Raw genomic sequence first — 12,901 nt, 5'->3', positions numbered from 1 at the left:
TCTGGTAAGGCCCCCGGAAGACCACCGGGTTGATAGGTCGGATGTGGAAGTGCAGCAATGCATGGAGCTGACCGATACTAATAGGCCGAGGGCTTGTTTTTCTACAAAGATGTTACGCGTCCACTGTGCGGTTCCCGAGTAACGGTCGGGAAGTCCGATACGTAAAACTCCATAGAGTTACGGTGATCATGGCGAGCGGGAAACGCCCGGCTCCATTCCGAACCCGGAAGCTAAGCTGCTCAGCGCCGATGGTACTGCAGGGGGGACCCTGTGGGAGACTAGGACGTCGCCGGACATTCAAAACACCCCCGTGGCAGTCAACATGTTTGACTCCCACGGGGGTGTTTTGCATACCCCACAACACCCAAGGCAAACTTGGACGGGTGACCAATCAGCAGCATTCGGCCGGCGGCCAGGGACGGCGCGAGCCGGATCGGCGCGGCGACCGCGCGGGTAAGAGCGGCGGCTATCGCGGTAATCAGGGCGCAGGCCGAAGCGACCGTGCCGGCGGGGCCCGGGGAGGCTCCCGCAGTGGCGGCGGACCCCGAGGCGGCGACAGCGCCCCGCGCGGAGACCGCAACTGGAAGTCAGATCGTGGCGGCGAAGGCCGGAACTCGGCTGGCAACTCCGGGGGCGGACGCGGCAGGAGCGACGGGCGAGACGCTGCGAAGAGCGGCTCGAGCTCTCGCGGCCGCTACCAGGACCGGGACAAGACATACTGCGGTAGGGGCGAGGGCGCCGATCGTGGACCGGAGCGCGACCGTCCAGGCGGTTCGAGGTCCTCTGAGTGGAGCGGCGAGCGGCCACGCTCGACCGAGGGACGACGGCCAGCGACGAGCGACGGCGGACGAGGGCGACCGCGTAACGGGGACCGGAGTCCGGCGGGCGGCTACGCACGCGGACGGGGCGCCGGAGGCGGCGGAGGCGCGAACGCGGATCGGCGTCGCCGAGATGGGGACCGCCGAGAAGAGTGGCGGCCCGCGGGCGAACGGCGCGAGGCCGGAGACGGAAGAAGCGCGGATAGAGGACGAAGCCGTTACGAGGGCGGCACCGATCGTCGTGGGTCGGGGTCGCGGCCCTATCAGCGAACCGACGACCGAGACCGTGCAGGGCGTCCGGAGCGGCGATACTCCGGGGATGACCGGTCGGGGTCAGGGCGCTTTCAGCGGAGCGACGACCGGGGTGCTGGTTCGAGTCGCTACGGCAATGAGCGCCGCGACGACCGAGACCGCGCAGAGCGCCCGGAGCGGCGATACTACGGGGACGACCGCTCAGCTCGATCGAGCGAGGGGCGGGGCGCACGCGGCCAGGACGGGCCACCCCGTCGCGGCCCGGGGGCCGGTGCCCCACGCGGTGAGCGGGGCAGAGACGTCCGGCCGCGACGCGATGCCGAAGAGCAGGAAAGAGAACCCTTGCATCCGGGGCTGGAGCCCCGGCCCGACGAACCGGAGACACCCACCGAGGTGAACCTGGAGTTGTTGTCGCGCGGTGTGAAGGCCGAGCTGCGGGGGTTGAGCCCGGAGCGTGCCGAGACGGTGGCCGCGCATCTCGCGGCGGCCGCGGAGTTGATCGACGTCGACCCGGCCCTGGCCTATGCGCACGCCGAGGCCGCCAGGCGTCGGGCCGCCAGGCTGCCCGTGGTGCGGGAGGCTGCAGCCACCACCGCCTACGCCGCGGGTGAGTACGCGGCGGCACTGAACGAGTTCCGCGCACTGCGGCGGATGACCGGCAGCGCCGAGTTCCTGGCGGTGATGGCCGACTGCGAGCGCGGACTCGGCCGGCACCAGGCGGCGTTGCGGCTCGTCCGGGAAGGCTTGGAGAGTGCCAACTCGGTGGCCGGTCGGGTCGAGCTCAAGCTCGTCGAGGCAGGCGCCCGAAGCGCGCTCGGCCAGCAGGATGAGGCGGTCCGACTGCTGCGTCAGGAGATCGAACTGATCGGTGCGCGAGGCCCCAAGAACGCCCGCGCGCGGCTGCGCTACTACTACGCCGAGCTGCTCGGGGCGTCCGGTGACACCGCCGGCGCCGAGCAGTGGTTCGCGGCGGCTGTCCGGCTCGACCCTGAGAACGAGACCGGGGCTGCCGACGCACTCGCCGAACTGCACGGCGTCACCATCGAATTCGATGACTCCGAAGATGATGACACCGCGGATGACGACACCGCGGAAACCGCGGACACTGAGGATGAGGAGACCCGATGACCGCCCCCATCATCGACGCCCACGATGTCGCCTTCTTCGACCTCGACGGCGTGATCTACCTCGGGCCGATCGCGGTGCCCGGTGCGGTGGAGGGCATCCGGGACGTCACGGCGTCCGGTGCCCGGGTGATGTTCGTCACCAACAACGCCGCCCGCAGCGCGGCCGTGGTGGCTGAGCATCTGAACAGCCTCGGTTTCGTCGCCGGCCCGGACGACCTGATCACCAGCGCCCAGGTCGCGGCCGGGGTGCTCGCCGAAACCCTGACCGCGGGCAGCCTGATCCTGGTGGCCGGCACCCAGAACCTGGTCGACCTGCTGGTCGAGGTCGGCTTCCGGACCACCGACAGCGCCGACGACAACCCGGACGCCGTGGTGCAGGGCTACAGCCCGAACATTCCCTGGGCGTTGCTGGATGAGGCCGGGATCGCGGTGCAGCGTGGTGCCACCTGGTACGCCACCAACGACGACGCCACCCGTCCGACCGATCGCGGCTTGGTGGCCGGTCTCGGTGCGCAACTGGCGGTGGTCGGCATGACGGTGCGGCCGCGCAAGCCGATCGTGTTCGGCAAGCCGCATGCACCGATGCTGGATTTCGCGGTCAGCCACACCGGCGCCGAGCGGCCGATCTTCGTCGGCGACCGGATCGACACCGACATCATGGGTGCCAACCGTGCCGGAATGAAGTCGCTGCTGGTGTTCACCGGTGCGCACGGCAAGCACGACCTGCTGGCCGCCGGTCTTGGTGACCGTCCGAACTACATCGGTGCCGATCTGCGGGCCCTGCTGGAGCCGGCCCGCGTCGCCACCCAGGAGGGGCACTCCTGGCGTTGCGGCGCGGCGCGGGCGCAACTCCATGACGGCCGGATCCAGCTCGACGGTGATCTTGCGACGCAGGCAGGTCAGCTGGACGCGCTCTGGGCGCTGGCGAACCTGTCCTGGGCCACCGACGCCGACCCCGCCGACTCGCTCGCGAAGCTCGACCAGTTGCACTGACGAATCCGCGTCCGGGGCGTGGGCATTTGACGTGCCGCAAGAATGCCTGCGCGGTCGGCGCTATCCTGCGAGGGACCGCGGTAACGGCGGTCCCGACGACCGAGGAGCTACCGTGTCAGCCGGCAAGCAACCCACCACCGATCTCGCCCTGATCGCCGTCTTCGCCGCGCTCATCGCGGTGTTCTCGGTGGTGCCCGGGGTTCCGGTCGGACCGGTGCCGATCACCCTGCAGACGCTCGCCGTGATCCTGTCCGGGCTGGTGCTGGGCCCCTGGCGCGGCTTCGCCGCCGCCACCCTCTACCTGTTGGTCGGCTTCGCCGGACTGCCCGTGTTCGCCGGTGGCACCGGCGGGCTGGGCGTCCTGGGCAAGCCGAGCATCGGCTATCTGCTGAGCTTCCCGATCGCCGCCCTGCTCGCCGGTGCGTTCGCGCGTTGGCTGGCCGGTCCCGAGCGGCGGGCACGCTTCCTGTGGTTGTTCCTTTCGGGCTTCGGGGCGTCGGTGCTGATCGTCCACCCCGCCGGGATCCTGGGACTGATGGTGGTGGCGAAGATGGGCGTGAACGCCGCGATCGCCACCGACCTGGTGTTCTGGCCGGGCGACGTGGTGAAGAACCTGGTCGCCGCAGCGATAGCGGTTGCCGTCCACAAGGCGTTCCCGGCTCTGCTGGCGGCCCGAGCACCGGTCGCCGCCTGACGTGATCACCCTCACCGGGGTTGTCGTTCGGGCTCCGGCCGGCGGTCCCTCCGGGCCTGCGGTGCTGCTCGACGGCATCGACCTCGTACTCGACCAACGGCGGATCGCCCTGATCGGTGCCAACGGGTCGGGCAAGTCCACCCTGCTGCGGCTGCTGAACGGGCTGGTGCTGCCCAGCGAGGGTGCCGTCCTCGTCGACGGCCACGACACCCGCACCGCCGCGTCCACCGTGCGCAGGCTGGTGGGTTTCACCTTCACCGATCCGCTCAGTCAGCTGGTGTTGCCGACCCCGGCCGACGACGTCGAGCTCAGCCTGCGGTCCCGCGTCCGGAACCGGGCGGAACGGCGGGCGCTGGCCCTGGACTGGCTGGCGCGGTATGGGCTGGCCGAGGTCGCCGACCACAGCGTCTACGACCTGTCCGGGGGAGAACGTCAACTCGCGGCGCTGGTCAGCGTGCTCGCCGTGGAGCCGTCGGTGCTGGTCTGTGACGAGCCCACCACACTGCTCGATCTGCGCAACCGCAACACAGTGGCGAACCTGCTGGCCGAACTGCCGCACCAGGTGATCGTCGCCACCCATGACCTGGAACTGGCCGCCCGATCCGAACGGGTGCTGCTGGTGGACGGCGGCCGGATCGTCGCCGACGGCACACCCGAGGAAGTCACCGCCCACTACCGCCGGCTGATGGCATGAGATCGGCGTCCACGCTGTTCGGCAGCTATCGTCCCGGCACCTCGCCGTGGCATCGGCTCGGGGTCGGCTGGAAGTACCTGGTCGTGCTGACCCTCACCCTGGTGGCGCTGGTCTGGCAGCAACCCGAAGTCACCGCGGTCAGCCTGCTGGTGACCTTGGCCTGCCTGGCCACCACCCGGCTGCCGGCGCGGGTGACGCTGGCCGTTCCGTGGTCGCTGGTGGTGCTGCTGGTCGTGCTGGCGGCCTTCCAGCTACTGGTCGGGCAGCCGGCGGCGGCATTCGTCGTCGCCGGCAACGTGCTGGTCGCGGTACTGGCGGCCCGGCTGATCGTGTGCACCACACCCGCGTCGGTGCTGATCGACGCCCTGGTCCGCGGTGCCGACCGTCTGCCGTTCGTCGACGGTGAGCGGCTGGGTCTGACCGTGGGCATCATGCTGCGCAGCATCCCGTTCCTCACCGGTGCCTTCTACGACGTCCGGGACGCCGCGCGCGCCCGTGGGCTGGAACGGCATTGGCTGGCCCGGTTGTCGCCGGTGGTGGTGCGCGCGGTGGGTTTCGCCCAGGCGACCGGTGACGCCCTGGCCGCGCGAGGTCTGGGCGAGGGCAGCCGGCACCGCCCGCACTAGGATGCTCGCCGTGAGTACCCCCGACGCGCCGCCCGTGACCGGTCACCCGAGGGTCGACGCGGCGCTGGCCGAACTCGACCTGAGCGGCCCGGTGGAGCAGCATGCGGACGAGATCCAACGGGTCCACCAGGTGCTGCAGGACGTCCTCAACCCGAGCCCGCAGCCGTCCGGGCGCTGATGCGTCTCGACCAGGCACTCGTCCGGCGTGGCCTGGCACGGTCGCGGGGTCAGGCGTCCGAGGCAGTGCGTTCCGGCGGCGTCCGGGTCAACGGGCGTCCGGTGAACAAGCCGGCCGCGACCGTTGCCGACGGTGACCGGATCGAGATCTCCGCAGCCGACCACTACGTGTCGCGGGCCGCCCACAAGCTGCTCGGCGCCCTGAGCGACAGCGGTCTGGCGGTGAGCGGACGGGTGCTGGATGCCGGCGCGTCGACCGGAGGATTCACCCAGGTCGCGCTCGAACGCGGTGCCGAGCGGGTGTATGCGATCGATGTCGGGCACGGGCAGTTGGCGGCACCGGTCCGGGATGACCCACGGGTCGTGGTGCGCGAAGGCCTCAACCTGCGCGAGTTGAGCCTCGACGACCTGGACGGGCAACCGGTCGATCTGATCGTCGGCGACGTGTCGTTCATCTCGCTGAAGCTGCTGCTCGGCCCGCTGCTCGCCGTCCTGAAGCCGGACGGGGCCGCGCTGCTGCTGGTGAAACCGCAGTTCGAAGTCGGCCGGGGCGGACTGGATGCCCGCGGCGTTGTCCGCGACGAACAGGTACGGCAACGCTGCGTGGACGAGGTGGCGCAGCAGGCGCGGCGGCTGGGCTGGCCGGAGGCGTGGCGCGGGGTCAGCCGCACCGTCGGAGCGTCCGGAAATGTCGAGTGGTTCCTGCTGCTGCGTGGACGCCCGGTGGATGAGGGTGGCCACGGATAGGGTGAGCGTCGTGGGAACCAGTCGCTTCGTCACCGTGGCCCTGCACGGCGGCAGGTCAGCAGCGTTGAGTGCGGCGTCCGGATTCATCGCGGGCATGACCGCTCACGACATCACCTGCCTGCTCGCCGAGGAACACTTCGACACCTTGCAGTCCGCGGGCCAGGTGAGAGCGCTCACCCCCGAGACCGAGCGGCTCAGCGAGCTGGTCGTGGTGTTCGGCGGTGACGGCAGCATTCTGCGGGCCGCGGAATGGGCGCTGCCGCTCGACCTGCCGGTGCTCGGCGTCAACCTGGGGCATGTCGGCTTCCTGGCCGAACTCGAGTCGCACGAGGCCGGGTCCCTGATCAGCCATGTGGTCGAGCGCAACTACACCGTTGAGGAGCGGATGACGATCGACACCGTCATCACCGACCGCGACGGCGCCGAGGTGTGGCGCTCGTTCGCGATCAACGAGGTGTCCATCGAGAAGCTCGCCCGGGAACGGATGATCGAGGTGCTGGTCCGGGTCGACGGCCGGGCGTTGTCCCGCTGGGGCACCGACGGCGTGCTGCTCTCCACGCCGACCGGATCGACCGCCTACGCCTTCTCGGCGAACGGCCCGGTGCTGTGGCCCGACATCGACGCCCTGCTGGTGGTGCCGCTGTCCGCGCACGCGCTGTTCAGCCGTCCGATGGTGATCGGGCCGCACTCGACGGTGTCGGTGGAGATCCTGCCGGGCAATGAGACCCAGGCGGTGGTCTGGTGCGACGGACGCCGCACCACCGACATCTCCGGCGGGATGGTCGTCACCGCCGAGGTGGGCGAGCATCGGCTGCGGCTGGCCCGCATCACCGAGCGTCCGTTCGTCGAGCGACTGGTCCGCAAATTCGCGCTGCCCGTGGACGGCTGGCGCGGAGTCGCGGAGCGCAACAACCATGCTGACTGAGCTGCGTATCGCCGACCTCGGGGTGATCGCCGAAGCGGTGCTGGAGCCCGGCCCGGGGTTCACCGCGGTGACCGGTGAGACCGGTGCCGGCAAGACGATGGTGGTCACCGGCTTGTCCCTGCTGCTGGGCGGCCGGGCCGACAGCGGCCTGGTCCGGCACGGGGCCACCCGCTGCGTGGTGGAGGGCGTCTGGACCATCGACGGCGCGACGGCGGACGAGTTGGCCGAGCTGGGTGCCGAGGTCGAGGACGGCGAACTGCTGGTCGCCCGTCAGGTGGGCCGGACGCGCTCCCGGGCGCTGCTCGGCGGTGTCGCTGTGCCGCTGGGAACCGCCGCCGACATCGTCACCCGCTGGGCCACCATCCATGGTCAATCCGAGCAGATCCGGCTCGGCACCGCCGATCGGCAGCGGGAGGTGCTGGACCGGTTCGCCGGCGCCGAGCACGCCGTCCTGCTCGAACGGCACGCGGCCGCCTACGCCGAACGGCGAGCCGCGGCGTCCGAGGTCGAAGAGCTCACCGGCGCGGCACGCGAGCGGGCCCGTGAACTCGACCTGCTCACCTTCGGACTCAACGAGATCAAGCAGGTCGATCCGCAACCCGACGAGGACGTGGCGCTGGGCGCGGAGGCACAACGGCTGCAGGCCGTCGACGAACTGCGACTGGCCGCGCACGGAGCCGGGCTGGCGCTCAGCGGCGACCCCGAGGCCTGGGACGACGCACCCACCGTGCTGGGCCTGCTGGCGGCGGCCCGAAAGAGTCTCGAGGGTGCCGTCGCCGATGACCCCGAATTGGTGCCGCTCGCCGCGCGGCTCGCCGAGGCGTCCGTGCTCGCCGCGGATGTGGCGTCCGAGCTGGCCAGCTATGCCGACCGGTTGGAGGCCGAACCGGCCCGGCTGGAGTGGATCGCGGAACGTCGCGCCGCGCTGCAGCAGCTGACCCGCAAGTACGGCGCCTCGGTGGCCGAGGTGCTGCAATGGGCCGCGGACGCCGCTGAACGCGCCCGGGACCTCGAAGCAGGCGACGACCGGATCGCCGAACTGCAACAGCGGATCGCGGTCTTGGACGAGGAGCTGGCACAGACCTCGGCGGCCATCACCGCGGCACGCTCCGAGGCGGCCGCCGTGCTCGCCGCGCGGGTCAAGGGCGAACTGAGCGCGCTGGCGATGCCGCACGCCCGGATCGAGTTCGAGCTGACCCCGGCTGCGGTGGGTCCGCACGGTGCCGACCAGGTGACCCTGATGTTCACCGCCAACCCCGGCTCAAGTCCGGCGCCGCTGGCCAAGGCGGCGTCCGGTGGTGAGCTGTCCCGGGTGCGGCTGGCGCTCGAAGTGGTGCTGGCCGGGGGAGCGACCGGGCAGACCTTCGTCTTCGACGAGGTGGACGCCGGCGTGGGTGGTGCCGTCGCGTTGGAGATCGGACGCCGGCTGTCCCGGCTCGCCGAACACGCCCAGGTCATCGTGGTCACCCACCTCGCCCAGGTAGCGGCGTTCGCCGACGACCACTTCGTAGTGGCCAAGGCCAGCGACGGCCAGGTCACCACCAGCGGCATCAACCGGGTCGACGGCGCCGCCCGGCTCGATGAGTTGGCCCGGATGATGGCCGGCCTGGAGGGCTCCGTGAACGCCCACGCGCACGCCGCCGAACTACTGGCGGCTGCCGGGCACTGAGTTCGCGCGACGCGCGTGCCGGTTCGCCGGGGCGGCGTCTGCACCTATATGGTGGAATCCCGTGGGGAACGGCACCAGTACCAAGCACATTTTCGTCACCGGAGGCGTTGCCTCCTCGCTGGGCAAAGGCCTCACCGCCTCAAGCCTCGGCAGTCTATTAGTGGCCCGCGGGCTACGGGTCACGATGCAGAAGCTCGATCCGTACCTGAACGTCGATCCGGGCACCATGAACCCTTTCCAGCACGGTGAGGTGTTCGTCACCGAGGACGGCGCGGAGACCGATCTCGACATCGGTCACTACGAGCGCTTCCTCGACGTCAACCTGAACGCCGATGCGAACGTGACCACCGGCAAGGTCTACTCCAACGTGATCGCCAAGGAGCGCCGCGGCGACTTCCTCGGCGACACCGTCCAGGTGATCCCGCACATCACGAACGAGATCAAGGACGAGATGCTGTCCATGGCGACTCGTGACGTGGACGTGGTGATCCACGAGATCGGTGGCACCGTGGGCGACATCGAGTCGTTGCCGTTCCTGGAGGCGGCCCGTCAGGTGCGCCGCGATGTCGGACGGGAGAACGTCTTCTTCCTGCACGTCTCGCTGGTGCCGTACCTGGGGCCGTCCGGTGAGTTGAAGACCAAGCCGACCCAGCATTCGGTGGCTGCGTTGCGTCAGGTCGGCATCCAGCCGGACGCGATCGTCTGCCGCTCGAACCGGGAGATCCCGGACGGCGTGAAGCGCAAGATCTCGCTGATGTGCGACGTGGACGAGGAGGCCGTGGTCTCCTGCGCGGACGCCCCGTCCATCTACGACATTCCGAAGGTGCTGCACAACGAGGGCCTGGACGCCTACGTCGTCCGCCGGCTCGGGGTCAGCTTCCGCGACGTCCGGTGGAAGAAGTGGGACGACCTCCTCGACCGCGTGCACCACCCCAAGGAGGAGGTCACGATCGGGCTGGTCGGCAAGTACATCGACCTGCCGGACGCCTACCTGAGCGTCTCCGAGGCGCTCCGCGCGGGTGGTTTCGCCAACCGCGCCAAGGTGAACGTGCGCTGGATCGCGTCCGACTCGTGCGAGACGCCGGCCGGTGCCGCCGAGCAGCTGGGCGACCTGGACGGCATCGTGGTGCCGGGCGGTTTCGGCATCCGCGGCGTCGAGGGCAAGCTGGGTGCGCTGAAGTACGCCCGCGAGAACCAGATCCCGACCCTCGGCCTGTGCCTGGGTCTGCAGTGCATGGTGATCGAGGTGGCCCGCGACCTGTGCGGGCTGGAAGATGCGGCATCGACCGAGTTCGAGCCGGACACCCAGGCGCCGGTCGTGGCGACGATGGCCGAGCAGGTCGCGCACGTCTCGGGCGAGGGTCAACTGGGCGCCACCATGCGGCTCGGTGCCTACCCGGCCGACCTGGTCAAGGGCTCGCTGGTGGCACGGCTGTACGGCAGCACCCGGGTGTCCGAGCGGCACCGGCACCGCTACGAGGTGAACAACGCCTACCGCGACGAGTTGGAGGCCGCGGGGCTGCGCATCGTCGGCACCTCGCCGGACTCGACGCTCGTCGAGTTCGTCGAGTTCGATCCCGAGCGGCACCCGTTCTTCGTCGCCACCCAGGCCCACCCTGAGTTGAAGTCGCGTCCCACCAAGCCGCACCCGCTGTTCGCCGGGCTTGTCGCCGCGGCACTGCGGCGGAAGCTGTCGGCTCGGCTGCCGGTCGAGGAGGCCTGATGTCGGCGCGGCTGCTCGGGCCGGGTGAGGCTGTCGACGTTCCCACCGAGTGGCCGATCCGGTCGCACCAGGTGCTCGGCGAGGGTGCCGTCTCCGACTATGTCGATGACGTGGTCGCCACCCCTGACGGCGCCGAGATGCACCGCCAGTATCTGCTGCATCCCGGTGCGGTCGCGGTGATCGCGCTCGACGAGGCGGACCGGGTGGTCGTGGTGCGGCAGTACCGGCACCCGGTCGGCTTCCAGCTGATCGAGCCGCCCGCCGGGCTGCTGGACGCGGACGGCGAATCCTGGCTGGCCGCCGCGCAGCGTGAACTCGCCGAAGAGGCGATGCTGGCCGCCGATGACTGGCGGCTGTTGATCGACATGTTCACCTCGCCCGGCTGCAACTCCGAATCGATTCGGTTCTTCCTGGCCCGTGGGTTGCGCGACGTGCCCCGTCCAGACGGCTTCGTGGTCGAGCACGAGGAACTCGACATGGAGATCTGCCTGGTGCCGTTGGCCGACCTGCTGGACGGCATCTACGCCGGACGGGTGCAGAGTCCGACGGTGGTGGCCGGAGCGCTCGCCCTGGAAGCCGCGCGGCTGGGTGGGCGGCTGGATTCGCTGCGCCCTGCGGACAGCCCGTGGCCGGCGCGTGAGGCCCGGACCCGGCACCTCGAGGCGATCGCCGGACTGGCCTGAGCCGATGGCCGGGCAGGAGGCGCTGCCGCGGGCGGTCGGCTCGTTCCTCGACCACCTGACCGTCGAGCGTGGTGCCTCCGCGCACACTGTGGCCGGCTACCGGCGCGATTTGGCCCGCTATGCGGATTTCCTGGCCAAACGTGGGGTGACCGACCTGTCGGTGGTGACCGAGGCCGACGTGACGGCCTTCGCCGCGGCTCTGCACACCGGCGATGCTGAGCGTCCGGCACTGGCGCCCAGCAGCGTGGCCCGGGCGCTGAGCGCGGTGAAGTCGCTGCACCGCTTCGCCGTCGAGGACGGTGCGGTGCCCGACAACCCCGCGGCGGGGGTGTCGCCGCCGAAATCCGGACGCCGGTTGCCGAAGGCGCTGTCGATCGACCAGGTGCAGGCGCTGCTGGCCGCCCCCGACCTGGATACCCCGATCGGTTTGCGGGACGCCGCGCTGCTGGAACTGCTGTACGGCACCGGTGCGCGGATCACCGAACTGGTCTCGCTCGACGTGGATGACGTCTCGGTGCTCACCCACGATCCGGACGCGGCGCTACGGCTGTTCGGCAAGGGTCGCAAAGAGCGCATCGTGCCGGTCGGCTCGTATGCCCGTGCCGCCCTGGACGCCTGGCTGGTGCGTGGGCGTCCGGCGATGCTGGAGGGTGCCCGGGGGAGCACCCCGGCGCTGTTCGTGAACACCCGGGGCGCCCGGCTCAGCCGGCAATCGGCCTGGGCGGTGCTGCGCGAGCAGGCGGAGCGGGCCGGAATCACCGCCGAGATCGGTCCGCACACCATGCGGCACTCGTTCGCCACCCACCTGCTGGACGGCGGCGCCGACGTCCGGGTGGTGCAGGAACTACTCGGGCATGCGTCCGTGGCGACGACACAGATCTACACCCTGGTCACCGTCGAGCATCTGCGTGAGGTGTTCCTGGCCGCGCATCCGCGTGCCCGCTGACCCCACTCAGCCGTTCAGCAGCTTCTTCATCTGATCGATCTCGGCCTGCTGGCTGGTGATGATCGCGTCGGCGAGCTTCTTCACCTCAGGGTCGGAGCCCTTCGCCTGGACCTCCTTGGCCATTGCGACCGCGCCCTCGTGGTGCTGGATCATGCCGGTCAGGAACAGCTTCTCGGCCTCCTTGCCCTGGGCGGCCTTGAGGGCACTCAACTCCTGCTCGCTCAACATGCCGTCCATGCCGGTGTGGCCGTGATGATCCCCGTGGTCGGAGGCGCCCCAGGCCTTCAGCCAGCCGCGCATCTGATCGATCTCAGGCTGCTGGGCGTTCTTGATCTGGGTGGCGAGCGTGGTGACCTCGGCCGAGATGCCCTGCTTGGCCAGCATGGCGTCGCTCATCACCACGGCCTGCTCGTGGTGCGGGATCATCATCTGGGTGAACATCACATCGGCCGCGTTGGCGGCGCTCGACGCGCTCGCCGACGCCGACGGGGTGGAGCTGGGGGTCGCGGCGGGGGATTGGCAGCCGACCAGGGCAAGGCCGGCGGCAAGGGGGAGTGCAATACGAGCGAGGTTCTTCATGCGAAGGACTATACCCCCCATGGGTATACGCCGCAGGTGATCGCGATAGTTCGTCAGGGATCGTCGGTGTCCTCTTTGTGGTCGCGGTCCCATAGGTGCTGGTCGAGGGCTTGTTGGTAGGGTGAGGTTGACCCCGGAATCCGGACAGGTGGTTGTTTGGTCAGGCGGCTTTCGGGGCCGTCTGGGTGACCTGTCGGGCCAGGTGGTGCTCGTACTGTAGCGGGCTGATGTAGCCGATGGCGGAGTGT

General features: G+C 70.1%; 13 protein-coding genes and 2 rRNA genes. 14 read left to right on the top strand and 1 reads right to left on the bottom strand.

Translation table 11 applies throughout. The annotated features are described in order from the left end of the window. The 14 genes from QM624_RS17200 to xerD form a co-directional block, all read left to right on the top strand. Positions 1 to 101 (top strand): 23S ribosomal RNA (locus QM624_RS17200); the annotation flags it as partial. Positions 102 to 178: 77 nt separating this feature from the next. Next, positions 179 to 295: ribosomal RNA gene (gene rrf, locus QM624_RS17195) — 5S ribosomal RNA — on the top strand. 1,117 nt (positions 296 to 1,412) lie between these two features. Then, positions 1,413 to 2,198, top strand: coding sequence for a hypothetical protein (locus QM624_RS17190; protein WP_415094072.1), 786 nt, complete (start codon positions 1,413 to 1,415; stop codon positions 2,196 to 2,198). Beyond that, positions 2,195 to 3,190 carry an HAD-IIA family hydrolase gene (locus QM624_RS17185; protein ID WP_415094042.1) on the top strand — a complete coding sequence of 332 codons (996 nt, stop codon included), beginning with the start codon at positions 2,195 to 2,197 and terminating at the stop codon, positions 3,188 to 3,190. Before QM624_RS17190 ends, QM624_RS17185 begins: the two co-directional genes overlap by 4 nt. Positions 3,191 to 3,302: 112 nt before the next feature. Continuing rightward, the gene (locus QM624_RS17180; RefSeq protein ID WP_415094040.1) at positions 3,303 to 3,884 is read left to right on the top strand and encodes a biotin transporter BioY; all 582 of its coding nucleotides are present in this window, start codon (positions 3,303 to 3,305) and stop codon (positions 3,882 to 3,884) included. A gap of 1 nt (position 3,885) precedes the next feature. Continuing rightward, positions 3,886 to 4,578: an energy-coupling factor ABC transporter ATP-binding protein gene (locus tag QM624_RS17175; RefSeq protein ID WP_415094038.1), complete on the top strand. Its 693-nt coding sequence runs from the start codon at positions 3,886 to 3,888 to the stop codon at positions 4,576 to 4,578. After that, positions 4,575 to 5,204, top strand: a complete 630-nt coding sequence (locus QM624_RS17170) for an energy-coupling factor transporter transmembrane component T family protein (protein ID WP_415094036.1) — start codon at positions 4,575 to 4,577, stop codon at positions 5,202 to 5,204. The genes QM624_RS17175 and QM624_RS17170 overlap by 4 nt, the downstream gene beginning before the upstream one ends. Positions 5,205 to 5,214: 10 nt before the next feature. After that, positions 5,215 to 5,382, top strand: coding sequence for a hypothetical protein (locus tag QM624_RS17165; protein WP_298129099.1), 168 nt, complete (start codon positions 5,215 to 5,217; stop codon positions 5,380 to 5,382). Continuing rightward, entirely contained in the window at positions 5,382 to 6,128 is a 747-nt protein-coding gene (locus QM624_RS17160) for a TlyA family RNA methyltransferase (protein ID WP_415094034.1), read from the top strand. The genes QM624_RS17165 and QM624_RS17160 overlap by 1 nt, the downstream gene beginning before the upstream one ends. Positions 6,129 to 6,138: 10 nt before the next feature. After that, positions 6,139 to 7,053 (top strand): NAD kinase, encoded by a 915-nt coding sequence (locus QM624_RS17155; protein WP_415094032.1) that lies wholly within the window; start codon positions 6,139 to 6,141, stop codon positions 7,051 to 7,053. After that, entirely contained in the window at positions 7,043 to 8,722 is a 1,680-nt protein-coding gene (gene recN / locus QM624_RS17150) for a DNA repair protein RecN (RefSeq protein WP_415094030.1), read from the top strand. Before QM624_RS17155 ends, recN begins: the two co-directional genes overlap by 11 nt. Before the next feature lie 61 nt (positions 8,723 to 8,783). After that, on the top strand, positions 8,784 to 10,445 hold the full coding sequence (locus tag QM624_RS17145) for a CTP synthase (protein WP_415094028.1): 1,662 nt from the start codon (positions 8,784 to 8,786) through the stop codon (positions 10,443 to 10,445). Continuing rightward, entirely contained in the window at positions 10,445 to 11,128 is a 684-nt protein-coding gene (locus QM624_RS17140; protein WP_415094026.1) for an NUDIX domain-containing protein, read from the top strand. The genes QM624_RS17145 and QM624_RS17140 overlap by 1 nt, the downstream gene beginning before the upstream one ends. A 4-nt stretch (positions 11,129 to 11,132) precedes the next feature. Then, positions 11,133 to 12,074 carry a site-specific tyrosine recombinase XerD gene (gene xerD / locus QM624_RS17135; RefSeq protein ID WP_415094024.1) on the top strand — a complete coding sequence of 314 codons (942 nt, stop codon included), beginning with the start codon at positions 11,133 to 11,135 and terminating at the stop codon, positions 12,072 to 12,074. 6 nt (positions 12,075 to 12,080) lie between these two features. Here xerD and QM624_RS17130 read toward each other — a convergent pair whose 3' ends face one another. Continuing rightward, on the bottom strand, positions 12,081 to 12,653 hold the full coding sequence (locus QM624_RS17130) for a DUF305 domain-containing protein (protein ID WP_415094022.1): 573 nt from the start codon (positions 12,651 to 12,653) through the stop codon (positions 12,081 to 12,083). Positions 12,654 to 12,901: the final 248 nt, after the last annotated feature.

The sequence above is a fragment of the Micropruina sp. genome (assembly GCF_047606365.1).
Taxonomy (GTDB): Bacteria; Actinomycetota; Actinomycetes; order Propionibacteriales; family Propionibacteriaceae; genus Micropruina.
This window is presented reverse-complemented; position numbering and strand designations above follow the sequence as displayed.